Raw genomic sequence first — 21653 nt, forward strand, 5'->3', positions numbered from 1 at the left:
TCCTACGACGCCTCTCGCAGGAGCTCCTGCGCCCTGGCCTTGGCTTTCGTGACGAGTTCCAGCCAGGCGGTGATCTCCGCCTCGTGCTTCACCAGCGAATCGGCGGACGCCTTGCTCTTGGCCTCCCGCGCCTTCGTGTTGAGCCCGACCTTCGTACCGCATTCGGCATCGGTGGTGGCCTGCTTGATTTCGGCGCGCTGCGCATTGTCGAGTGCGGCGGTGTCACCGTCCGGGACGTTCGCATAATGCGAAAGCGCCGCCTCCCTGGCCTTTTCGGGAGTCGGGATCTCCGGATAGCCGCCGGATTTCATGCAGGAAGCCCATTCCGACAATGCCTTCTGATAGGCGTCGTCGTCGGCGAGGATGCGCGCGCCGTCCTGTTTCACGGTGTTGTAGACCGTCCAGTTGAGGCGCAGGTATTCCTTCACGTCCCCGTACACGGCCTTGAGGGTCTCACCGCGGCAGCCCTTCGACGGCACCATGACCTTGCCGCCGCCGAAGTCGAACTCGACCCCGCCCTCCGGCTTGTCGACGTAGCCGTCCATGGCCATGCTGTGGGCCCGCTTGACATCCTCGGGCAGCGCGTCGAAGTCGTCGCCGACCTCCTGGGTCTTCTGGTTGTCCGACCGGCGCGGGTCGGCGCCGTAGCCCACGGTGCGCGCGGTCTCGGGCGACGGGGCGAGGTCCTCGCTGCGCTTCCTGCCGCTGTTGCTGTGGGCGCCGTCGGACGGGAAGACCTTGAAGCCCTGGTCGTTCATGCACTTGCGGATCAGCTTGGTCTCGGCCTCGCGCTCCTGGTCCAGTGCCTCACTGGCGCTGTCGAGCGCGGCCTGTGCCCTCCGGGCCGTCTCCATGTCCTTGGGGGACTCCTCCGAACAGGCGGAGGCGGAGCCGGTCAACACCGCCACCGCCGCGATCGCCGTCACAGTCCGCATGCGCTTGTTCAATGTCCGTGCCCTCCGGAAGGGTGCGGCCGGGCCGCCCCCGCACTGCGGCGGGGGCGGCCCGGCCTTCGAGCGATGGTCAGCAGCGGGAGCCGTCGTTCAGCGTGTTGCTCGCACCATCGTCGTTGGCGTCCCAGTAGTAGTTCACGGAACCGCCGGGAATGAGACAGATCTCGACGCCCAGCGACATCCAGCGACCGCCGTAGGTCTTGGACGACTGGCCGCGCCGGTTCCACCAGGAGCTGTCGGCCTCGTACACGGCCGGCATGTCGATGTCCCAGCGGGCGGACTCGTACTTCGTCCGGTACATCGAGTTGTTGGTGGAGTAGTCCCGGTCCTTGTAGATGCAGAAATTGCCGTCGTAGCAGGTGCGGTCCACGGCCGATGCGGACGGCGCCGCGGCGATGACGCCGGTGACGGCCGCCATCGCGATGAATCCGGCCGAAATCCTCTTACTGAGCACTCGTTACTCCCCCTCGTCGGGTGGTGACTGATGCAGTGAGAGGGCAGGGCAGCCGAAGCCCTTCCCCCCGGTCGGCTGATAGCCAGGCTAGGCCACGCCGATCGGAAGTCAAAGGTCAATTGCCTTTGCGGCAGCGATGATTGGCCTTTGGAATTGATCATTCTGTGTCCGATATCCGGCTCGTCGCGTCCTCCATTTCGGCGCCCCGCCCGCACTCCGCCCGAGGGCCCCGCGCAGGTCAGCCGCGCCGGGGGAGGCAGGCGGCCCGAGGGGCGCGCGCTGTCCGGATCCCCGGCGCCCGGACGCGGCGCGAACACACCGACAAAATCTCGCCGCCCGACCCCCCTCTTCACGCCACGGAACCGCCCCGTGACGCGTGGTCAACGACCCGCGAGGGGCCGCCCCTTCCGCCCGGGCACGGTCCGTAGGCTGGGCCCGTGGAGAAGACACGCGTACGACTCGAACCGTGGTCCGAACGGGACTTCCGGCTGCTGCAGCGCGCGAACGAACCGGCCATGACGGAGCACCTCGGCGGCCCCGAGTCCGACGAGAGGCTCCGCGACCGCCAGCGGCGCTACGAGGCCCTGAGCGCGCGGGAGCCGGCCGCCGGCCGGATGTTCCGCGTGGTCCTGGAGCCCTCCGGCGACAGCGTCGGGTCCATCGGCTTCTGGGAGCGGCAGTGGCGCGACGAGCCGGTCTACGAGGCCGGCTGGGGCATCCTGCCGGAGTTCCAGGGCCGCGGGCTCGCCGTGGCGGCCCTGACGGAACTCCTCGCCCACGTGCGGGCCCACGGCTCCCGCGACAGCGTGCACGCCTTCCCCGGAACGGACCACCCCGCCTCCAACGCCGTCTGCCGGCGCGCCGGCTTCGAGTGCCTCGGCGAGGTCGCCTTCGAGTACCCGCCCGGTGTGCCCCACCCGAGCCTCGACTGGCGCTACCGGGTGGGCCCGCGGCCCGCGGTCACGCCGTCAGGATGATCCGGCCGCGCACGCCCGGCGTCGCGAGCCGGTCGTGCGCCTTCGCCGCCTCGGCGAGCGGGAAGGCCTCCGCCACCCGCAGGGTGAGCGCGCCCTCCTCGACGAGGGACACCAGCCGGGCCAGCAGCTCCCCGTCCGCGGCGACCTCCTGCTCCTCCACCCGGACACCGCGCTCCGCCGCCGGGGCGTGGTGCGGGATCAGGCCCACGTAGACCCCGCCGTCCCGGACCTGCGCCAGCGCGGCCGCGCCCAGGACCGCCGCGTCCAGGACCCCGTCCACCGGTCCGGCCGGAGCCCCGCCGCGCGGGACGAAGGCGGCGGCGCCCAGAGCCCGTACGAGTTCCTCGTCCCCCGCGCCCGCCAGGGCCGTCACCACCAGGCCGGCCCGCGCGGCCAGCTGCACCGCCAGGCCGCCGACCATGCCCGCCGCACCGGTGACCAGCAGCGAGGCGCCGGGGGCGAGCCCCAGCTGCGCCACGGCGCGGGCGGCGGTCAGGCCGGCGAGCGGCAGCGCCGCCGCGGCCAGGTCGTCCGCGTTGGCCGGCGCGGCAGCCACGGCGCCGGTGTCGAGCACCGCGTACTCGGCGTGCGTGCCCAGCGGCTTCACCGTGCCGTAGTGCAGGCCCACCACCCGGTCGCCGCGCTTCCAGCCGGTCACCTCCGGGCCGGTCTCCTCGATCTCCCCGGCCACGTCCCAGCCGAGGCCGAGCCGCTGTCCGGCGCCGCCGAAGATCCCGGCGCGGACGCCGGCGTCCACCGGGTTGAGCCCGGCGGCCGCCACCCGGATCCTGACCTGCCCCGGCCCCGGGACCGGCACCGGCACCTCGGCCAGCTCGACCCGCTCCGGTCCGCCGAACCCGTTCACCACGGCCGCCAGCATCGTCCGCCGGTCCGCCGTCCGCCCGTCCGTCGCCCGCCCGTCCGCCGTCCGCACCGTCTGCCCGCTCATCGCTCTCCCCGTTCCGTCGTCTTCGCTCGTTCCGATGACCACTAACCTAGGGAGAGGTACTCTCCTTTCGTAAGTACGTACTCCGAGGTGCGTACCGGACCTGGAAGTGGGTGCCCATGGCCACCAGCACCGCCGCGGCCCGCCGTGAGGAAGCCCGATACGCCTACGACGCCTTCCTCAAGGAGTGCCCCACCGGCCAGCTCCTCGCCCGCATCAGCGACAAGTGGGTCGGCCTGATCGTCAGCGCCCTCGGCGAGGCCGACGACCGCTCCATGCGCTACAGCGACCTCGGCCGCAAGATCCCCGGCGTCAGCCAGAAGATGCTCACCCAGACCCTGCGCTCCCTCGAACGCGACGGCCTCGTCACCCGCCACGTCACGCCCACCGTCCCCGTCCGCGTCGACTACCGGCTCACCGACCTCGGCAGCAGCCTCGGCTGTCTGCTCTCCTCCGTGAAGGTCTGGGCCGAAAGCCACTTCGACGAGGTCAGCGCCCACCGCGACACCTACGACCGGGCCGCCGGGGCCGCCTGAAATCAGGCGCGGCCACCCACCCCGCAATGGCATGCTGACAGGGTGAACGGACCCGGCATTCAGCTCACCCTCGCCCCCGAACTGCGCCTCTTCGCCCCGCCCAGCCGGCGCGCGGACCGCGTACCGACCCCGACCGACGGCTCCTCCAGCCTCGGCCACGTCGTCGAATCCGCCGGGGTCCCGCTCACCGAGGTCGGCCGCCTCCTCGTCGACGGCCACGAGGTGCCCGTCTCCTACGTGCCCCAGGACGGCCAGCACGTCGAGGTGTTCGGGGTCGAGCGCCCCCAACGGGTCACCGGCGCCCCGCTCCGCTTCCTCCTCGACGTCCACCTCGGCACGCTCGCCCGCCGCCTGCGCCTGCTCGGCGTCGACGCCGCCTACGAGAACGAGGACATCGGCGACCCCGCCCTCGCCACCCGCTCCGCCGCCGAACACCGCGTCCTGCTCTCCCGCGACCGCGGACTGCTCCGCCGCCGCGAGATCTTCGCCGGCGCGTATGTCTACAGCGACAACCCCGACGAGCAACTGCGCGACGTCCTCGGCCGCTTCGCACCCGCCCTCGCCCCGTGGACCCGCTGCACCGCGTGCAACGGGCCGCTCCACGAGGCGGACAAGGAGAGCGTCGGCGACCGCCTGGAGCACGGCACGCACCGCTCCTACGACGTCTTCGCGCAGTGCACCGCGTGCGAGCGTGTCTACTGGCGCGGCGCCCACCACGCCCGGCTGGAGCGGATCGTCGACGAGGCGCTCGTCGAATTCGGCACCGCCTGACGCGGGTTCCGGGCCCCTGGAGGGGGCGCCCTAGAAGGCGTAGGCGTCACCGGTGTCCAGGGCCAGCACCACGTGCTCGTTGTTCGCGCGGTTCCGGTCCGTCGCACCGCCGTTCCACCACGTGTCCACCCGCACCACCACCTCCGCCGCCGGCTCCCGCAGCTCCAGCGCCAGCCCCACGTGCCGGCCCCGGCCGTGCAGGGGCAACGGGCCCGTCTCGCACACCACCTCGCGCAGGCCGGCCCGCGCGCAGCCGTCCGCCAGCCGCTGCCGGTCCGCGAGGTCCGCCGACAGCCGCACCCGCAGCGTCGCGTTCGCCAGCGCGGACGGCCCGTCGTTTTCCGGCACCAGCCAGATCCGCAGCTGCGACCCGGACAGGGCCACCCGGCCGTGGTACGACACGTCGGCCTCCGGCCCGGCCCACCCCGCACCCCGCCCCGCAGCCCACGCCTGCGCCGGCCCGGGCACAGCCGCCCCGAGCGCCAGCAACCCCGCCACCACCACACTCCGTACGGCGACACGGCGCACCGCCACCACCTCCTCGCGTCTCGCGCGGAGGCTAGCCCCCGCCGGCCCCGAAAAGTCGGACCATCACACGAACGAGGGCGCGCCCTCCCCCATCCGTCCCACGTACCTTTGAGCCATGCTGATCGCCCGCTCCGTCGCCCTCTTCGCCCTCGCCGCCCTCCTGGAGATCGGCGGCGCCTGGCTCGTCTGGCAGGGCGTGCGCGAGCACAAGGGATGGGCCTGGATCGGCGCCGGCGTGATCGCCCTCGGCCTCTACGGCTTCGTCGCCACCCTCCAGCCCCAGGGCGACTTCGCCCGGGTCCTCGCCGCCTACGGCGGGGTCTTCGTCGCCGGCTCCCTCGCCTGGGGCGCCGTCGCCGACGGCTACCGCCCCGACCGCTGGGACATCGTCGGCGCCCTCGTCTGCCTCGCCGGAATGGCCCTGATCATGTACGCCCCGCGCGGCCGCTGAGCCGCCCGGCCTCCGCCTATGCTGGCGAGTAATCGCCCGTACGAACGACCGAGGAGCCCGCACATGAGCACGGCCGCCACCCGAACCGCCGTAGTCACCGGCGCGAGCAGCGGCATCGGCGCGGCCACCGCCCGACAGCTCGCCGCCGCCGGCTACCACGTCGTCCTCACCGCCCGCCGCAAGGACCGCATCGAGGCCCTCGCCGCCGAGCTCACCGAGGCCGGACACTCCGCGACCGCCCACGCCCTCGACGTCACCGACCGGGCCGCCGTCGACGCCCTCGCCGCCTCCCTCGACCGCTGCGACGTACTCGTCAACAACGCGGGCGGCGCCCTCGGCGCCGAGCCCGTCGCCACCGGCGACCCCGCCGACTGGCGCACCATGTACGAGGTCAACGTCATCGGCACGCTCCACGTCACCCAGGCACTGCTCCCCGCCCTCACCGCCTCCGGCGACGGCACCGTCGTGGTCCTCTCCTCCACCGCCGGCCACGCCACCTACGAGGGCGGCGCCGGCTACGTCGCCGCCAAGAACGGCGCCCGCGTCCTCGCCGAGACCCTCCGCCTGGAGATCGTCGGCCAGCCCGTACGCGTCATCGAGATCGCCCCCGGCATGGTCCGCACGGAGGAGTTCGCCAAGACCCGCTTCCGCGGCGACGCGGAGAAGGCGGAGAAGGTCTACGCGGGCGTCGCCGCGCCGCTGACCGCCGACGACGTGGCCGACACCATCACCTGGGCGGTGACCCGCCCCAGCCACGTCAACATCGACCTCCTCGTGGTCCGCCCGCGCGCCCAGGCCTCCAACACCAAGGTCCACCGCGAGCTCTAGGGCACCTCTCCCCGCGCCCGACCGGGAAGGCCCGGCGGGCCGGGACGGCGTGCGCGAGGATCCCGCGATACCCGTCGGGGAATCAGGACCCGACATCGGCGAGGAGGCCCGGGCCAACCGCAGGCTGCTCGGCTCCGTACGCACCGCCGCGGGGCTGGTGAACCACCCGGCGGAATGGTGGCACTGGTCCTTCGGCGACCGGTACCGGGCCATGGCCACCGGAGCGGCCGCCGGCTTCAGCCCGGCGGCCCGCGCCGCCCAGAGCCTGGCCGCACACCTGTACTACGAAGGCTGCCTTGGCCTGGAACGCAAGAAGGGCAAGGCAGCCGAGATCCGCGGTCGGGTCCGGCCGGCGGACATGCGGGCGGCCCCGCCCCGCCGCAGGTGGAGTCCACAGGACGAGGAGACCCCTTCGCGGCTGAACGACCCCGCCGCCGCAGCCGTCGCACTCGACCGGACCGAGCAGAGTTGCACCATGCGCCTCTGGCGCCTGCGCACAGGCAAGGCCTGAAGGTCGACGCGGAGGGGCCCGGACCGGTCTTCACCGGTCCGGGCCCCTCCACTCCCCCGACAGCCGCGCCCGGGCCTCAGCCCTTGACGCAGATGACCTGCTTGAGCTTGGCCACGACCTGGACGAGGTCGGTCTGCTGGTCGATGACCTGCTCGATCGACTTGTAGGCGCCCGGGATCTCGTCCACGACGCCCGAGTCCTTACGGCACTCGACGCCCTTGGTCTGCTCCGCCAGGTCGCGCGCCGAGAACTTCTTCTTCGCCGCCGTCCGGCTCATCTTCCGGCCCGCGCCGTGCGAGGCCGAGTTGAAGGACTTCTCGTTGCCGAGCCCCTTCACGATGTACGAGCCCGTGCCCATGGAGCCCGGAATGATCCCGTAGTCGCCACTGCCGGCGCGAATCGCCCCCTTGCGGGTGACCAGCAGGTCCATGCCGTCGTACCGCTCCTCCGCCACGTAGTTGTGGTGGCAGCTGATCTCGCGGTCGAAGGAGACCTTGGCCTTGCGGAACTCCTTGCGGACGACCTCCTTGAAGAGGCTCATCATCGCAGCGCGGTTGAACTTGGCGTACTCCTGAGCCCAGAAGAGGTCGTTGCGGTAGGCCTCCATCTCGGGCGTTGCCGCGAGGAAGACCGCCAGGTCGCGGTCGACCAGGTTCTGGTTGTGCGCGAGGCCCCGGGCCACGCCGATGTGATGCATGGCGAGCTCGTTGCCGATGTTCCGGGAGCCGGAGTGCAGCATCAGCCAGACCGAACCCGACTCATCGAGACAGAACTCGATGAAGTGATTGCCCGTTCCGAGCGTTCCGATCTGCTTCGTGGCACGTTCCTGACGGAATTTGACCGCATCGGTGAGGTAGTCGAACCGCTTCCACAGGTCCTCGTACCCCGGCACCGAGAAGCCGTAGAGCCTCGACGGGTCCACCGCCTCCTGGTGGAGGCCCATCCCCACCGGGATCGCCTGCTCGATCTTCGAGCGGAGCTTGGAGAGGTCGCCCGGGAGGTCGTTCGCCGTCAGGGAGGTCTTCACCGCCGACATGCCGCAGCCGATGTCCACGCCCACCGCCGCCGGACAGACCGCGTCCTTCATGGCGATCACCGAGCCGACCGTGGCCCCCTTGCCGTAGTGGACGTCCGGCATGACCGCCAGGCCCTTGATCCACGGAAGCGTGGCGACGTTGTGGAGCTGCTGCATCGCTCCCGCCTCGACCGACGCCGGGTCGGTCCACATCCGGATCGGGACCTGCGCCCCCGGTACCTCTACATACGACATAAGGAATCAATCCCCCGAAACCAACAGAAAAGTGAGAATCCGCAAAAGCCTCGCTCTTGATCCCAAATACGACAGGGGACCGGCGCCAGCACCAACGTGTGCGATAGACATTGTGTCCAGCCGCGCCCAAGTCGCGGCAACGCATTTTCCTGACCGTCGGGGGGCCCGCCGGTCGAAGGGAGCCAGTGGACGTGCAGCGCACAGCGGTACGGCGAGTCCTGCCCGGCCTCGCGATGCTCACCGCACTCGCGGCCGGTGCGGCCGGCCTGACCGGGTGCACCGGCGGGAGCGACGGGGGAAGCACCAGCGACTCGAAGGCCGGCGGCAGCTCCGCCGCGCCCGCCCAGCCGGGGAAGTACCGCAGCCTGCCCGCGCCCTGCCGGGCGGCCGCCGACAGCAAGAAGCTCAAGGCCATGCTCCCCGAGCCGGAGGGCCTCACCCCCGAACAGCGCGACCAGCTGTACGCGGGCGTCGCCGACGCCTCGTACGACGGCGACCGGCACGTCGGCTGCCGCTGGACCTCCCAGACCCCCGAGGAGACCCGGCTGCTGTCGGTCGGCTTCGAGCGCGTCGTCTCCTACGACCGCGGCGCCGCCAGCGACGACGACAAGGCCAAGCAGGTCTACGTACGCCTGCTCACCGACGCGCACCTGCCCTTCCCCGGCCCCGTGACCACCCCCGGCCAGGGCGCCGCCAACCCGGCCAGCCCCAACCCGGCCAGCCCCAACCCTGCGAACCCCAGCCCGGCGAACCCCGCCGCCTCGCCCCCGCCCGCGGGTGGCGCGCCCTCGCCCGGCGCACCGGCCTCGGGGACGCCCGCTCCCGGCACCAGCCCGTCGGCCCAGCCCGAGCTCGGCTCCCGCGTCCTGGAGGGGCTCGGCACCGAGGCGTTCCTGGACGACAAGCTGAGCGCCGCCGGGGCCACGGCCGCCCAGTCGCGCACCGTGCGGATTGTGTTCCGCACCTCGAATGTCATCGTCAAGGTCGAGTACAGCGTGCAGCCGGCCGCGCCCGGCACCGTCCCGCCGAGCGGCGAAACCCAGGACAAGGCACGGCAGTTGGCGCAGGCTCTCGCCGAACGCTTCAACGAGTGAGCGGTGCGCGCCACACGCCCGCGTGACGGCGCGCACAGCAGTGCGACACCCGGTCGGGCTACCGTTGACCGGGTCCCGCGTCCGAAGAAGACCCCCAGAGCACTGAAGGAACCATGCACCGATCAGCCTCGCGCCTCACCCGCGTTCTCGCCTGCGCAGCCGTCCCGGTGATCCTCACCGTGGCCGGGTGTTCGTCCGACTCGGGCAAGGAAACGGCCGCGAAGGACGAGAAGAAGTCCGGTTCGTCCGCCTCCTCGAAGCCCGGTGAGAAGTCCAAGCCGGAGCTGGAGAAGGCCGCCTTCGCCACGCTCCCGGACCCCTGCAAGGCGCTCCAGGGCGGGACGATAGACACCCTCGTCCCGGAGGCGAAGGACAAGAACGGCACCGCGACCAAGTCGAACGACCTGGCCAGCCGTGCCAGCTGCTCCTGGAACGGCCTGGACGAGGACGGCCTGAAGGGCTCGCAGTACCGCTGGCTCTCGCTCTCCTTCTTCCGCACCGACTCGCACGCCTCGCTCGGCAACGCCAACAAGCGCGCCGAGGAGCAGTACGGCAAGCAGGTCGAGGCGGCGAAGGCCTCCGAGGGCGCGCAGAACCTGAAGGCCGAGGCCGCCGAGGGCCTGGGCGACCAGGGCACGTCGATCGTCTACTCGGTGAAGAAGGACGTCGACTTCTTCAACACGACGATCGTGGCGCGCACCCAGAACGTCGTCGTCACGCTCGACTACAACGGTGCGGCCTACGAGGGCGCCGGCGCCCCGGACCAGGCGAAGCTCCTGCAGGACGCGATCACCGCGGCCAAGGAGGCCGTGGGCTCGGTCGCGGGCGCCAACAAGCCTGCGGAGCAGCCGCAGTCGCCTCAGCCCCAGTAGGAGCGGCGGCAGGCCGGGGCCTCCTGGAGCGCTGACTTCCGGTCACCCGTACGCTGTGCCTGCCGCAGCTCCGTAAGGGCGCGGTAAGCGCTCGGTCTGTGCTCGACAAGGGGAGGGGATCGCGGGTGGCCGCGATGCAGCTGACTCGTACGCACCGAATACTCATCGGTGTCGTGGTCGCCGGAGCCGTCGTCATCGCGGGCATCGGCTTCGCGGGCTCGTACGCCGCGGTGCGCGAGCTCGCGGAGAAGAAGGGCTTCGGCAGCTTCTCCCTGGTGTTCCCGATAGGCATCGACGCCGGTATCTGCGTGCTCCTGGCGCTGGACCTGCTGCTGACCTGGCTGCGGATCCCCTTCCCCCTGCTGCGCCAGACGGCGTGGCTGCTGACGGCGGCGACGATCGCGTTCAACGGCGCGGCCTCGTGGCCGGATCCGCTCGGTGTGGGCATGCACGCCGTGATCCCGATCCTGTTCGTGGTGACGGTGGAGGCCGCCCGGCACGCGGTGGGCCGGATCGCCGACATCACGGCGGACCGGCACATGGAGGGCGTGCGGATCACGCGGTGGCTGCTGTCGCCGGTGCCGACGTTCAAGCTGTGGCGCCGCATGAAGCTGTGGGAGCTGCGCTCGTACGAGCAGGCGATCGGCATGGAGCAGGACCGGCTGATCTACCAGGCGCGGCTGCAGGCGCGGTACGGGCGTTTCTGGCGGCAGAAGGCGCCGGTGGAGGCGCTGATGCCGCTGAAGCTGGCCCGGATCGGTGTCCCGCTCTCGCAGACGGCGCCGGACGCGCTGGCGGCGACCGGGATCGACCCGGCGGTGCTGCCTCCGCTGGAGCAGCAGGCCGCGGTGGCGGCTCCGGCCCTGGAGGCCGCGGCGGCGGGCGCCGTCGCCGGTGCCCCGGAGCCGGACGGGCCGGCCCGGCAGCTCCAGCAGCCGGACCAGGCACAGGACCAGGCCCAGGCCCAGGCCCAGGTGCAGCAGCCCCAGCCGCAGCAGGCTCAGACTCAGCAGGCTCAGGCCCAGGCCCAGCAGGTGGCCCCCGTCGCCCACGTCCCGCCGGCGTTCGCGGTGGACCCGACGGCGATGCCCGCGCCGCACAACAGCGCCTGGTTCGCCGGGGCGAAGGCGCCGCAGGCAGCCTACGAGGGCGGCTACAACCCGCAGTACGTCGAGGGCCTGGAGCCGACCCCGGTGCTGCCCCCGATGGGCCCGGACGAGCAGCAGGCCCAGCAGCTCCCGATTCCGGAGCCGCGTCACGAGGCGGCTGTGGACGGGTACGACCCGGAGCAGGTGCCGGAGGCGGAGTCCCCGGACGAGGTCGAGTTCGCGCAGATCGCGTACAAGGTGTTCTGCGCGCTGGCCGAGGAGACGCAGGACTATCCGACCGCCGAGGCCCTCGACATAGTGCTGGCGGACCGTTATGGCGTGACGCACCCGCGCAGTGGTTCGCTCCTGCGGCGGATGATCGCGTCGTTCCGGCAGCAGCACCACAAGGACCGGGAGGCCGAGCCGGCGTAGCGGGCCGGCGGGTACCGGAGAGCGGGAAGGGCCCGCACCCCCGAGGGGTGCGGGCCCTTCCGCTTGCCCGGGCTCGGCGCCCGGGGCGGGGTCTCAGACGGCGAGCAGCTTGCGCACGCGGTCCGCGCCCACGGCCAGCAGCAGCGTGGGCAGTCGCGGCCCGGTCTCCCGGGTCACGAGGAGCCGGTAGAGCAGGGCGAAGAAGGTGCGCTGCGCGACCTTGAGCTCGGGGGTCGGCTTGGCGTCGGGCTCCAGCCCGGCCATGACCTTCGGGACGCCGTAGACGAGCGTGGTCAGTCCGTCGAGCGACCAGTGCGAGTCGAGGCCTTCCAGGAGCAGGCGCAGGGACTCGCGGCCCTCGTCGTCCAGGGAGGACAGCAGCTCGGTGTCGGCGTCCTCGCGCACGAGGGTGCGCTGGTCGGCCGGGACCTGGGTGGTGATCCAGTTCTCGGCGCGGTCCAGGCGCGGCCGTACCTCGTCGAGGGAGGTGAGCGGCTGCGACGGGTCCAGGTCGGCCAGGATGCGCAGGGTCTGCTCGTCGTGGCCGGCGGTGATGTCGACGACCGAGGCGAGGGTGCGGTAGGGCAGCGGGCGCGGGGTGCGCGGCAGCTCGTGGGAGGCGACGCGGACGGCGCGGGCGTGCGCGGCGGCGTCGGCGGGCAGCACGGTGCCGTCCGCGACCTTGGCCTCCAGCTTGTCCCACTCGTCGTAGAGGCGCTGGATCTCCTGGTCGAAGGCGATCTTGAAGGACTGGTTGGGCCGGCGGCGGGCGTAGAGCCAGCGCAGGAGCTGCGGCTCCATGATCTTCAGGGCGTCGCCGGGGGTGAAGACCCCGCCCTTGCTGGAGGACATCTTGGCCATGCCGCTGATGCCGACGAAGGCGTACATCGGGCCGATCGGCTGCTCGCCGCCGAAGATGTGGACGATCTGGCCGCCGACCTGGAAGGAGGAGCCGGGCGAGGAGTGGTCGACGCCGGAGGGCTCGAAGACGACGCCCTCGTAGGCCCAGCGCATCGGCCAGTCGACCTTCCAGACGAGCTTGCCGCGGTTGAACTCGCTGAGCTTGACCGTCTCGGTGAACTCGTCCTCGGTGCAGACGTAGGTCATCTCGGTGGTCTCGTCGTCGTACGAGGTGACCTTGGTGAAGTCCTTGCCGCACTGGCCGCAGTACGGCTTGTACGGGAAGTACCCGCCCTCGCCGGCGCTGCCGTCGTCCTCGGCGGCCGCGCCGGAGCCCTCGGCGGCCTCCAGCTCGGCCTCGTCGACCTGCTTCTGCTGGGGCTTCTTGCCGCCCGGCTTGACCTTGGTGCGGTACTGGGCGAGGACGGCGTCGATGTCGCCGCGGTGCTTCATCGCGTGCAGGATCTGCTCGCGGTAGACACCGGTGGTGTACTGCTCGGTCTGGCTGATCGGGTCGTACTCGACGCCGAGCTCGGCCAGCGACTCGGCCATGGCGGCCTTGAAGTGCTCGGCCCAGTTCGGGTACGCGGAGCCCTCGGGGGCGGGGACGGCGGTCAGCGGGCGCCCGATGTGCTGGGCGTGCGACTCCTCGGTGACGCCGGGGATGCCCTTGGGGACCTTGCGGAAGCGGTCGTAGTCGTCCCAGGAGATGAGGTGGCGGACCTCGTGGCCGCGGCGGCGGACCTCGTCGGCGACCAGGTGCGGGGTCATGACCTCGCGGAGGTTGCCCAGGTGGACCGGGCCGGAGGGGGAGAGTCCGGACGCGACGACCACCGCTTTGCCCGGGGCTCGGCGCTCCGCCTCGGCGATGACCTCGTCCGCGAAACGGGAGACCCAGTCGGTCTCGGTGCTGCTCTGCGCGCTCTGAGCCACGACACGTCCTTCTATCTCGAATGATGGCTTCGGCCATTCTCCCAGACGGAACGGGCCACTCCGGGGTTGCTTCCGCCCGGTGATATCCCGCGAAACGGATGGCGCCCCCGTGGGATACTCGGCACTTGTCGGAAGACCCAAGTCCGACCCCAGTACCAGACCTCACAGGAACGGCAGCTCATGGCCTCGGTCCCTTCGCTCGCTTCGTCCGTCAACCAGCGCGTCGCCGACGCCCTCGCCTCCGCCCTGCCGGAGGCCGGTGGCGCCGACCCGCTGCTGCGACGAAGCGACCGGGCCGACTTCCAGGCCAACGGCATCCTGGCGCTCGCGAAGAAGGCGAAGGCCAACCCGCGCGAGCTGGCCACGACCGTGGTCGAGGGCATTCCGACCGGTGACCTGATCCAGGAGATCGAGGTCTCGGGCCCGGGCTTCCTGAACATCACCGTCGCCGACGGGGCGATCATCTCGACGCTGGCGGCCCGCGCCGCGGACGACCGGCTCGGCGTCCCGCTGAACGCGTCCGCGGGCACGACGGTGATCGACTACGCGCAGCCGAACGTCGCCAAGGAGATGCACGTCGGGCACCTGCGGTCCGCGGTGATCGGCGCGGCGATGGTGGAGATCCTGGAGTTCACGGGCGAGAAGGTGGTCCGGCGCCACCACATCGGCGACTGGGGCACCCAGTTCGGCATGCTCATCCAGTACCTGCTGGAGCACCCGCACGAGCTGGACCACAAGTCCGACGCGGAGGTCTCCGGCGAGGAGGCCATGTCCAACCTCAACCGCCTCTACAAGGCCTCGCGCGCCCTCTTCGACTCCGACGAGGAGTTCAAGACGCGGGCCCGGGCGCGGGTGGTGGACCTGCAGGCGGGCGAGCCGGAGACCCTCGCGCTGTGGCAGCGGTTCGTGGACGAGTCGAAGATCTACTTCTACTCCGTCTTCAACAAGCTCGACATGGACATCCAGGACCCGGACGTGGTCGGCGAGTCCGGCTACAACGACATGCTGGTCGAGACGTGCAAGCTGCTGGAGGAGTCGGGCGTCGCGGTCCGCTCCAACGGTGCGCTGTGCGTGTTCTTCGAGGACGTCAAGGGCCCGGACGGCAACCCGACCCCGCTGATCGTGCAGAAGTCGGACGGCGGCTTCGGCTACGCGGCCACCGACCTGTCGGCGATCCGCGACCGCGTCACCAACCTCGGGGCGACCGAGCTGATCTACGTGGTCGACGCGCGGCAGTCGCTGCACTTCAAGATGGTCTTCGAGACGGCGCGCCGGGCGGGCTGGCTGAGCGACGAGGTCAAGGCCGTGCAGCTGGCCTTCGGTACCGTCCTCGGCAAGGACGGCAAGCCGTTCAAGACCCGTGAGGGCGAGACGGTCCGGCTGGTGGACCTCCTCGACGAGGCGATCGACCGCGCCTCGGCCGTGGTCCGCGAGAAGGCCCAGGACCTCACGGAGGCCGAGATCGCCGAGCGCGGTGCGCAGGTCGGCATCGGCGCGGTGAAGTACGCCGACCTGTCGACGTCCGCCGCCCGGGACTACAAGTTCGACCTGGACCAGATGGTCTCGCTGAACGGCGACACGTCCGTGTACCTCCAGTACGCGTACGCCCGTATCCAGTCGATCCTGCGCAAGGCGGGCGACGCCAGGCCGGTCGCGCACCCGGAGGTGGCGCTGGCTCCGACCGAGCGCGCGCTGGGCCTGCACCTGGACGGCTTCGGCGAGCTGATCGCCGAGGCGGCGGCGGAGCACGCCCCGCACAAGCTGGCGGCGTACCTCTACCAGCTGGCGTCGCTGTACACGTCGTTCTACTCGGAGTGCCCGGTCCTCAAGGCGGACACGGCCGAGCAGGTGGAGAACCGTCTGTTCCTGTGCGAGCTGACGGCCCGCACCCTCTCGAAGGGCATGTCCCTCCTGGGCATCCGCACCCCCGAGAAGCTCTGACACCATCCGCTGATTTGCGCGAGGGCCCCCGTCGAATCCGCCGGGGGCCCTCGCGTTCCTGTCAGCCGAGGATGCGCCGCACCGGCTGCCCCGTGACCTTGGCGATCGTCTCGAAGTCGGCGTCCTGGTGCAGGACCGTCAGCCCGTGCTGCTGCGCGATGACGGCCACGAGCAGGTCCACGGGGCTCGCGCACTGGTGCGCACCGGCGTCCGCCAGCTGCCGCTGGAGGGCTTCCGTACCGGTCCACACCGCATCGTGTGCGGTCCAGTACGGGAACACCGCCCGCAGGAGGTCGTCGGCCTCGTAGTAGGCGGGCCGGCCGCCGACCGCTCGCAGGAACTCCTGCCGTACCGGCTCGCACAGCCCCACGCGGCCGGACTCGACCAGTTGGTCCCACTCGGATCCGGCCTGCCGCCGGTAGAACCGCACGAGCGCGCTCGTGTCGATGAGGAAGTCCTCGCTCACGCGGCCGACTGCCCCTTGCCGGCGGCCGGCGCGTCGGTGTCGCCGTCGCCGGCACCGTCGCCGTGTCCGATCGACCCGAAGTCGATCTCGCCCTCGTCGACCATCTGCCGCATCCGTTCAATGGCCGCCGCCCGGCGCCTGCGGTCTGCGATCTCCCGCAGCGCCGCGTTGACGGTGTCCTTCTTCGTCGTGGTGCCCAGAAGCTGCGCGGCTTCGGCGAGCGCGTCGTCGTCCAGGTCGATCACCGTTCTGGACATGGCCGCCTCCAGGTCGCGTCGCCACCGTATATACGATCCGAGAACAAGATATCAGCGGCGCGTGAGCCATCCCAAGGGCTCAGCGGTCACCCGAATGGGCCGATTCTGGGGGTACGGGCCGGGTAGGGGACGGCGCGTCCTTCCCCCATCCACCAGCGGAGGCATCCGTGCCCGACATGAACGGCCCCTACAAGCCCGGCACCCCGTGCTGGATCGACCTGATGGTCCCCGACCAGCAGGCCGCCCTCGACTTCTACTGCGACCTCTTCGGCTGGCAGGGCGAGGTCGGCCCGGCCGAGCAGGGCGGCTACTCCGTCTGCCTCCTCAAGGGCAAGCCCGTCGCCGGCATCATGCGGGCGAGCAACCCGGACGGGAGCGTGCCCGACCCGATGCCGCCGACCGCGTGGACCACGTACCTGGCCACCGACTCCATCGACTCAACCCTGAAGTCGGTCACCGACGCGGGCGGCTCGGTGATGATGGGCGCGATGGACGTCATGGACCTCGGCCGGATGGCCGTGATCACCGACCCGACCGGTGCCGCCGTCGGCCTGTGGCAGGCCGGCACCTTCGACGGCGCGGGCATCGTCAACGAGCACGGCGCCCTGATCTGGAACGAGCTGAGCACCGGCGACGTCCCCGCCGCGGCCGCCTTCTACACCGCCGTCCTCCCCGTCACCACGGCCAAGTCCCAGATGCCCGACGCCGGGGAGTACACCGAGTTCAAGGTCGGCGACCGCGCCGTCGGCGGGATGATGGACCTCGCCAAGCTGCCGCCCGGCGTGCCGCCGCACTGGATGCCGTACTTCCAGGTCGACGACGTCGACGAGATCCAGGCCGCCGTGGTGCGCGCCGGCGGCAGCGTCATGGCCCCGGCCTTCGACATGGTCGCGGGCCGCATGGCCGTCCTCGCCGACCCCCAGGGCGGGACCTTCTCCGTCATCAAGGCGTCCGCCCCGGAGCAGCCCGCCTGATCCGACCGGCACCGGCACCGGCACCGACCCGACGCCGACACCGACCCCGCGCCGACGGCCCGAGCCCGGCGGCCGGCACCGGGGCCGGTGCCCGGCGCCGGGCCGTCGGCGCCGGGCGGTCAGCGCCGTAGGGCCTCGGCCGGTTCGATGCGGGCGGCGCGCCAGGCCGGGTACAGGCCCGCCAGGACACCCGTGACCAGGCCCAGCAGCGGGGCGGCGGCGACGGTGGCCGGATGGACGACCGGGGTCCAGTCGCGGAGCACGGCGACGCCGACCACCGTCAGGGTCCCCAGAGAGGTCCCGACGAGCCCGCCCAGCGCCCCCAACGCCCCCGACTCGGCGAGGAACTGGGTGGTGATGTGCCGACCGCGGGCGCCCAGGGCACGGCGCAGCCCGATCTCGCCGGTGCGCTCCAGCACGGCGACGAGGGTGGTGTTGGCGATGCCCACGGCGCCGATCACCAGGCAGATCCCGGCCAGGACCAGGAAGAGCTGCTCCAGGTCGGAGGTGACGCCGGAGCGCAGGGTGCGCGGGTCGGGCGGCGGTACGGCCTTGAGGTACTCCGGGTGGTCGGGCCGCAGCGCGGTCGGCGCGAGACGGGCCACCTGCTGGGCGGCGCCGACGTCGGTCGAGATCAGCATGGTGGTGCCAGTGCTCTGGGGCGGTCCCCAGATCTCCTCGGCGGTGGTGCGGGGCACCATGACCGACAGCAGGAGGTCGGACTTGCGCTGCACGTCCTGGACAATCCCGATCACGGTGAACGGCTCGGAGCCGATGAAGACGGCCGGCCGGGTGTCGAGCGTGGTGATGCCCAGCCGGGAGGCGACGGCCGAGCCGAGGACGGCGACGCGCTGCTTGGCACCGGAGTGGTACTCGTCGTAGAGGCGGCCCTGGGCCAGCTTCGGGACGACGGCCCGCAGCGCGCCGGGGGAGGCGGCGATCACGTCGGTGCCCTCGCCCCCGCCCCGGGCGCCGCCGACCGGCGCCGAGCGGACGCCCCCGGCGGCTGAGTCGAGGCGGACGGTGTAGAGGACGCCGGCGTGCCGGACCCCGTTGAGGCGCTCGACGCGCAAGTCGGCGTCCGCCGGGAAGCCGGGACCGGCGAAGGCGTTCTGCTCGCGTGCGACGTCCTCGACGGTCACCTCGGTCGCGGTGAGCAGGTTGAAGCGGCTGTCGATCTGGGACGAGGTGGTGGCGGTCAGGCCGAGGACGGCCACGAACGTGCCGACGCCGAGGACCGTTCCGAGCGCGGTCAGCGCCGAGCGGGCGGGGCGCTGCAGGACGCCGGCGAAGGCCTCGGAGACGTTGTCGCGGGCGGTGAAGCGGGACGGCTCGATCCGGACGGCGGCAGCAGGGGGCCGCCGGGGAAGGTTCCGGCGCACGAGGCGGGGCGGGCGGAGCCGGGGCAGTTTCATGCTGGGGCCTGTTCGCGCAGTACGCCGTCGCGGATCGCGACGGTGCGGCCGCCGTGTGCGGCGACCTCCTGGTCGTGGGTGATGACGAGCACGGTCATGCCGTCGGCGTGGAGCTCGTCCAGGAGGGCCAGGACGGTGTCGGCGTTGGCCGAGTCGAGGTTTCCGGTGGGCTCGTCGCACAGCAGCAGCGACGGCCGGGCGACGAGGGCGCGGGCGATGGCCACGCGCTGGCGTTCGCCGCCGGACAGCCGCGAGGGCAGCGCGGTGAGGCGGTGGCCGAGGCCGACCCGGGTGAGGGCCTCGCGGGCGCGGGCGGGGCGTTCCTTGCGGGGCACGCCGTTGTAGAGCATGGCGAGGACGACGTTCTCCAGGGCCGAACGGTGCGGCAGCAGGTGGAAGGACTGGAAGACGAAGCCGATGCGGCGGCCGCGCAGGGCCGTCCGGTCGCTGTCGCCGAGCGCGCCGGTGTCGATCCCGTCGAGGAGGTAGTGGCCCGCGGTGGGCGCGTCGAGGAGGCCGGCGATGTTGAGGAAGGTCGATTTGCCGGAGCCCGAGGGGCCGACGACGGTGACGAACTCGCCGCTGCGGATGGTCAGGTCGCACGGCTTGAAGGCGTCCACCGGCGGCGGGCCCGGGTACGTCAGGCCCACCTGCCGGAACTCGATGACGGGCGGCGCGGTTTCGATCTCGGTCACGGACTCGGTCACGGACTCGGTCACGGGCCCGGTCATGAACCGCCGCCGCTCTTCCCGTCGCCCTGCTTGCCGTTCTGGCCGCTCTGGCCGCTCTGGCCGCTCTGGCCGTTCTGACCGCCGCCCTGCTTGTTCGCGACGCCCGGGTTGACCCCGATGACGACGGAGTCCCCGTCGGCGAGGACCCCGTCCCCGGTGGGCCGGACCTCCACGTAGCCGTCGCCGGTGGTGCCGGGCCGTACCTCGACCCGGCGCTGGGCCCCCGTACCGTCCACCACGGTGACGATGGTGCGGCCGTCGGCCTGCGCCGAGACGGCGGACACCGGGACGACGAGCGCGTTGCCGTCGGTCGCCGCGGCCTCCACGGTGAGCCGTACGTCCTGGCCCACGAGCTTGGTGTCCAGCGGGGCGAGCGGGCGCACGAGCATCTCGTACCCGACCGGCCCGCCCGGGGCGGGCGCCTGCTGGCCCTGCCCCTGGCTCTGCCCCTCGCCCTGGCCGCCGGTGGACCCGCCGCCCGGCGCGGGCGCCGACTGCGCGGTGTCCGCGACCGACTGCACCTCCGCGGCCGCCGTGACCCCGCTGACCTCGGAGAGGATCTCGACCTTCTGGCCGGTGCGGACCAGGCCCTTCTGGTGTTCCTGGAGCTGCCCGCGGACGACGAGCGCCCCCGCGGACAGGGACATCGCCGCGCCGCCGACGGGAGAGCCCGGGCGGGCGTTGACCGCGTCGGCACGGGCGGGGAAGGACTCCAGGAAGACGACCTCGGCGACCGGGACCATGGGCCCGGCGGCGGCGCGGGCCTCGCCCAGTCGCTCGCGCGCCTTGCGCAGGTCCTCCTGGGCGCGGGCGACCGCGCGGGCGGCGTCCTGGCCCGAACCCGAACCCGACCCCGAACCGGAGGAGCCCTTGCCGCCCCCGGACCCCTTGGTGTCGGATCCGGACGAGCCGGCCGTGGTGCCGGTGCCGCCTGTGGTGCCGGTGCCACCGGAGCCGCTCGTACCGCCGGTGCTGCCGGTCCCGTTCCCGGTCCCGCCCGAGCCGGTGTTCGCGGCGGCGGCCTTGGCGTCTTCCAGGGCGCGCTCGGCCGAAGTGACGGCGTCCTCGGCCGACTTGACCGCCTCGCCCCGGTCGGCGACCGCGGGCAGCGGATCGTAGCCGATCGACTTGTAGAAGGCGGCCAGCGCCGTCTTGGTGCCCGCGCCGAAGGTACCGGCCGCGTCGGAGCCCGTGCCGTGGCCGAGTCCGGAGAGGGCCTTCTGCAACTGCTTCACGTCATCGCCCGTGGCACCCGGCTTCAGGTCGCGGTACACGGGCAGCGCGCCCGGGAGCGCGAAGACGGGGCGGCCCGACACCTCCATGAGCACCTTGCCCGCCTCGACCTTGTCGCCCGGGCGCACGGACACCTTGGTGACCACGGGAGGTCCCGCGCCCTCCCCGCCCGTGGCCGTCGGGGTGATCTGGACGGCCTGGGCGGAGGTGACGGTGCCGCGCACGATGACGGTGTCGCGCAGCACGCGCTTCTCGACGCGTGCGATGAGTACGTCCAGGGGCGGCGGCCCGGCCTCCGCGGCGGTCTGCGCCGGTGACTTGATCACCAGCGAGGCCGCGACGCCGGCGGCGGACAGCAACACCGCACCCGCCGCCACGGCCGCCACCCACGTACGCCGCCGGGACAGCCCGGCACCCTCGGCCTCCACGGCCCCACCTGCCTCCGCGGCCTCCCCGGCCTCCCCGGCCTCCCCGGCCTCCGCCGCTTCCGTGCCCTCGGCCGGTTCCACGCCCTTCATGTCCCTCGTCATCCGGCGCTCTGTCCACCCGTCAGCGACTGCGGCCGGCCACCGCACTTCTGCAGGGCGGCGAAGCCCTCCGGGGACTCCTTGAGCCGGAGCTTCTCCATGTCGTGCTGAGCGGTCTTCGGATCGGGGTCGGGGAAGTCGGCGATGCCGTTGGCCCGCATGCAAGCGGTGAACGCCTTCGCCTGCGCATGGTCTTCGGACGTCACGGGCGGAGCCGACCGCCGACCGTCACAAGCGGATTCGGCTTCCTTCACCTTGGCCGGATCCGCCTTGCTCGAATCCACGATCGGAATACCCGAATCCGTTTGCTTCATCGGCAGCCCCTTTTCCCCCAGGCACTTGAAGAAATCAGCCTGCCCGGGGTCCACCGCTCCCTTGCCCTGTCCCGATTGCGGAGCAGAACCGGAAGGCGACGCGGGGATCTGGGCCGACGGCGCCGAAGAAGGCGCGGCAGAGGAAGAAGCGGAATCATCGCCCGAGCATCCGGCCAGCAGGAATACGGCTGACAATAGAGCCGGAGCGGCCACGGATCGGGCCCGTCGAAATGGCACAGCAGGCCTCCTGA

At 72.1% G+C, this 21653-nt stretch carries 22 protein-coding genes and 1 pseudogene; 11 read left to right on the plus strand and 12 right to left on the minus strand.

Going from position 1 to position 21653, the window contains the following annotated elements:
• Nucleotides 1–2: 2 nt before the first annotated feature.
• Both AB0O53_RS34230 and AB0O53_RS34235 read right to left on the minus strand, forming a co-directional pair.
• Nucleotides 3–947 carry a hypothetical protein gene (locus AB0O53_RS34230; protein ID WP_350993098.1) on the minus strand — a complete coding sequence of 315 codons (945 nt, stop codon included), beginning with the start codon at nucleotides 945–947 and terminating at the stop codon, nucleotides 3–5.
• A 76-nt stretch (nucleotides 948–1023) separates the two neighbouring features.
• The gene (locus tag AB0O53_RS34235; RefSeq protein WP_350993100.1) at nucleotides 1024–1407 is read right to left on the minus strand and encodes a peptidase inhibitor family I36 protein; all 384 of its coding nucleotides are present in this window, start codon (nucleotides 1405–1407) and stop codon (nucleotides 1024–1026) included.
• Between the two features lie 437 nt (nucleotides 1408–1844).
• Between AB0O53_RS34235 and AB0O53_RS34240 the strand changes: the two genes are divergently transcribed.
• Nucleotides 1845–2384, plus strand: coding sequence for a GNAT family N-acetyltransferase (locus AB0O53_RS34240; RefSeq protein ID WP_350993102.1), 540 nt, complete (start codon nucleotides 1845–1847; stop codon nucleotides 2382–2384).
• Here AB0O53_RS34240 and AB0O53_RS34245 read toward each other — a convergent pair.
• The gene (locus AB0O53_RS34245; RefSeq protein WP_365200932.1) at nucleotides 2368–3264 is read right to left on the minus strand and encodes an NADP-dependent oxidoreductase; all 897 of its coding nucleotides are present in this window, start codon (nucleotides 3262–3264) and stop codon (nucleotides 2368–2370) included. The genes AB0O53_RS34240 and AB0O53_RS34245 overlap by 17 nt on opposite strands.
• Before the next feature lie 185 nt (nucleotides 3265–3449).
• Here AB0O53_RS34245 and AB0O53_RS34250 point away from each other — a divergent pair, with 185 nt between their 5' ends.
• On the plus strand, nucleotides 3450–3866 hold the full coding sequence (locus AB0O53_RS34250) for a winged helix-turn-helix transcriptional regulator (RefSeq protein ID WP_350993104.1): 417 nt from the start codon (nucleotides 3450–3452) through the stop codon (nucleotides 3864–3866).
• A gap of 42 nt (nucleotides 3867–3908) precedes the next feature.
• Nucleotides 3909–4637, plus strand: a complete 729-nt coding sequence (locus tag AB0O53_RS34255; protein WP_350993105.1) for a Mut7-C RNAse domain-containing protein — start codon at nucleotides 3909–3911, stop codon at nucleotides 4635–4637.
• Nucleotides 4638–4667: 30 nt separating this feature from the next.
• On the opposite strand, the gene AB0O53_RS34260 is transcribed toward AB0O53_RS34255, so the two are convergent.
• Entirely contained in the window at nucleotides 4668–5039 is a 372-nt protein-coding gene (locus AB0O53_RS34260) for a hypothetical protein (RefSeq protein ID WP_365200889.1), read from the minus strand.
• 241 nt (nucleotides 5040–5280) lie between these two features.
• On the opposite strand from AB0O53_RS34260, the gene AB0O53_RS34265 reads away from it, so the two are divergent.
• The 3 genes and pseudogenes from AB0O53_RS34265 to AB0O53_RS34275 form a co-directional block, all read left to right on the plus strand.
• Nucleotides 5281–5616 carry a YnfA family protein gene (locus AB0O53_RS34265; protein ID WP_361591311.1) on the plus strand — a complete coding sequence of 112 codons (336 nt, stop codon included), beginning with the start codon at nucleotides 5281–5283 and terminating at the stop codon, nucleotides 5614–5616.
• Between the two features lie 63 nt (nucleotides 5617–5679).
• Nucleotides 5680–6444 carry an SDR family NAD(P)-dependent oxidoreductase gene (locus AB0O53_RS34270; protein ID WP_350993111.1) on the plus strand — a complete coding sequence of 255 codons (765 nt, stop codon included), beginning with the start codon at nucleotides 5680–5682 and terminating at the stop codon, nucleotides 6442–6444.
• A gap of 94 nt (nucleotides 6445–6538) precedes the next feature.
• Nucleotides 6539–6670: pseudogene (locus AB0O53_RS34275) on the plus strand (M15 family metallopeptidase); the annotation flags it as partial.
• Between the two features lie 361 nt (nucleotides 6671–7031).
• Here the strand turns inward: AB0O53_RS34275 and AB0O53_RS34280 are convergent.
• Nucleotides 7032–8225: an RtcB family protein gene (locus AB0O53_RS34280; RefSeq protein ID WP_365200893.1), complete on the minus strand. Its 1194-nt coding sequence runs from the start codon at nucleotides 8223–8225 to the stop codon at nucleotides 7032–7034.
• A 191-nt stretch (nucleotides 8226–8416) separates the two neighbouring features.
• Between AB0O53_RS34280 and AB0O53_RS34285 the strand changes: the two genes are divergently transcribed.
• The 3 genes from AB0O53_RS34285 to AB0O53_RS34295 all read left to right on the plus strand — a co-directional run bounded on the left by AB0O53_RS34285 (nucleotide 8417) and on the right by AB0O53_RS34295 (nucleotide 11711).
• Complete coding sequence (locus AB0O53_RS34285; RefSeq protein WP_365200896.1) at nucleotides 8417–9319, plus strand: DUF3558 domain-containing protein; 903 nt, start codon at nucleotides 8417–8419, stop codon at nucleotides 9317–9319.
• Nucleotides 9320–9432: 113 nt separating this feature from the next.
• A complete protein-coding gene (locus tag AB0O53_RS34290) occupies nucleotides 9433–10191 on the plus strand; it encodes a DUF3558 domain-containing protein (RefSeq protein WP_350993117.1) in 759 nt (252 codons plus the stop codon).
• A gap of 125 nt (nucleotides 10192–10316) precedes the next feature.
• The gene (locus tag AB0O53_RS34295) at nucleotides 10317–11711 is read left to right on the plus strand and encodes a DUF2637 domain-containing protein (RefSeq protein WP_365200899.1); all 1395 of its coding nucleotides are present in this window, start codon (nucleotides 10317–10319) and stop codon (nucleotides 11709–11711) included.
• A 93-nt stretch (nucleotides 11712–11804) separates the two neighbouring features.
• On the opposite strand, the gene lysS is transcribed toward AB0O53_RS34295, so the two are convergent.
• Nucleotides 11805–13544: a lysine--tRNA ligase gene (lysS, locus tag AB0O53_RS34300; RefSeq protein WP_350993120.1), complete on the minus strand. Its 1740-nt coding sequence runs from the start codon at nucleotides 13542–13544 to the stop codon at nucleotides 11805–11807.
• Between the two features lie 180 nt (nucleotides 13545–13724).
• Here lysS and argS point away from each other — a divergent pair, with 180 nt between their 5' ends.
• Nucleotides 13725–15485, plus strand: a complete 1761-nt coding sequence (gene argS / locus AB0O53_RS34305; RefSeq protein WP_365200902.1) for an arginine--tRNA ligase — start codon at nucleotides 13725–13727, stop codon at nucleotides 15483–15485.
• A 61-nt stretch (nucleotides 15486–15546) separates the two neighbouring features.
• Here the strand turns inward: argS and AB0O53_RS34310 are convergent, their stop codons facing one another.
• Both AB0O53_RS34310 and AB0O53_RS34315 read right to left on the minus strand, forming a co-directional pair.
• Entirely contained in the window at nucleotides 15547–15951 is a 405-nt protein-coding gene (locus AB0O53_RS34310; protein WP_350993124.1) for a PIN domain nuclease, read from the minus strand.
• A complete protein-coding gene (locus tag AB0O53_RS34315; protein WP_359124027.1) occupies nucleotides 15948–16208 on the minus strand; it encodes a type II toxin-antitoxin system VapB family antitoxin in 261 nt (86 codons plus the stop codon). The genes AB0O53_RS34310 and AB0O53_RS34315 overlap by 4 nt, the downstream gene beginning before the upstream one ends.
• A 176-nt stretch (nucleotides 16209–16384) precedes the next feature.
• On the opposite strand from AB0O53_RS34315, the gene AB0O53_RS34320 reads away from it, so the two are divergent.
• Nucleotides 16385–17182, plus strand: a complete 798-nt coding sequence (locus tag AB0O53_RS34320) for a VOC family protein (protein ID WP_350993218.1) — start codon at nucleotides 16385–16387, stop codon at nucleotides 17180–17182.
• A 119-nt stretch (nucleotides 17183–17301) separates the two neighbouring features.
• Here the strand turns inward: AB0O53_RS34320 and AB0O53_RS34325 are convergent, their stop codons facing one another.
• Genes AB0O53_RS34325 through AB0O53_RS34340 form a run of 4 tightly spaced genes read right to left on the minus strand, consistent with a single transcriptional unit; the run spans nucleotide 17302 to nucleotide 21456 of the window.
• Nucleotides 17302–18597, minus strand: coding sequence for an ABC transporter permease (locus AB0O53_RS34325; RefSeq protein WP_365200905.1), 1296 nt, complete (start codon nucleotides 18595–18597; stop codon nucleotides 17302–17304).
• Entirely contained in the window at nucleotides 18594–19328 is a 735-nt protein-coding gene (locus AB0O53_RS34330) for an ABC transporter ATP-binding protein (protein WP_403143209.1), read from the minus strand. Before AB0O53_RS34330 ends, AB0O53_RS34325 begins: the two co-directional genes overlap by 4 nt.
• The gene (locus AB0O53_RS34335) at nucleotides 19325–21091 is read right to left on the minus strand and encodes a peptidoglycan-binding protein (protein WP_365200908.1); all 1767 of its coding nucleotides are present in this window, start codon (nucleotides 21089–21091) and stop codon (nucleotides 19325–19327) included. The genes AB0O53_RS34330 and AB0O53_RS34335 overlap by 4 nt, the downstream gene beginning before the upstream one ends.
• Nucleotides 21088–21456, minus strand: a complete 369-nt coding sequence (locus AB0O53_RS34340) for a hypothetical protein (RefSeq protein WP_365200911.1) — start codon at nucleotides 21454–21456, stop codon at nucleotides 21088–21090. Before AB0O53_RS34340 ends, AB0O53_RS34335 begins: the two co-directional genes overlap by 4 nt.
• Nucleotides 21457–21653: the final 197 nt, after the last annotated feature.

It is taken from the genome of Streptomyces erythrochromogenes (assembly GCF_040684695.1).
GTDB classification, from domain to species: Bacteria; Actinomycetota; Actinomycetes; order Streptomycetales; family Streptomycetaceae; genus Streptomyces; species Streptomyces erythrochromogenes_C.

Bases quoted from the DNA above. Each gene is read 5' to 3' on its own strand.
- AB0O53_RS34265 (WP_361591311.1), top strand. From the start codon at position 5,281: ATGCTGATCGCCCGCTCCGTCGCCCTCTTCGCCCTCGCCGCCCTCCTG.
- AB0O53_RS34270 (WP_350993111.1), top strand. From the start codon at position 5,680: ATGAGCACGGCCGCCACCCGAACCGCCGTAGTCACCGGCGCGAGCAGC.
- AB0O53_RS34250 (WP_350993104.1), top strand. From the start codon at position 3,450: ATGGCCACCAGCACCGCCGCGGCCCGCCGTGAGGAAGCCCGATACGCC.
- AB0O53_RS34290 (WP_350993117.1), top strand. From the start codon at position 9,433: ATGCACCGATCAGCCTCGCGCCTCACCCGCGTTCTCGCCTGCGCAGCC.
- AB0O53_RS34325 (WP_365200905.1), bottom strand. From the start codon at position 18,597: ATGAAACTGCCCCGGCTCCGCCCGCCCCGCCTCGTGCGCCGGAACCTT.
- AB0O53_RS34320 (WP_350993218.1), top strand. From the start codon at position 16,385: ATGAACGGCCCCTACAAGCCCGGCACCCCGTGCTGGATCGACCTGATG.
- argS (WP_365200902.1), top strand. From the start codon at position 13,725: ATGGCCTCGGTCCCTTCGCTCGCTTCGTCCGTCAACCAGCGCGTCGCC.
- AB0O53_RS34280 (WP_365200893.1), bottom strand. From the start codon at position 8,225: ATGTCGTATGTAGAGGTACCGGGGGCGCAGGTCCCGATCCGGATGTGG.
- AB0O53_RS34245 (WP_365200932.1), bottom strand. From the start codon at position 3,264: ATGCTGGCGGCCGTGGTGAACGGGTTCGGCGGACCGGAGCGGGTCGAG.
- AB0O53_RS34315 (WP_359124027.1), bottom strand. From the start codon at position 16,208: ATGTCCAGAACGGTGATCGACCTGGACGACGACGCGCTCGCCGAAGCC.
- AB0O53_RS34335 (WP_365200908.1), bottom strand. From the start codon at position 21,091: ATGACGAGGGACATGAAGGGCGTGGAACCGGCCGAGGGCACGGAAGCG.
- AB0O53_RS34330 (WP_403143209.1), bottom strand. From the start codon at position 19,328: ATGACCGGGCCCGTGACCGAGTCCGTGACCGAGTCCGTGACCGAGATC.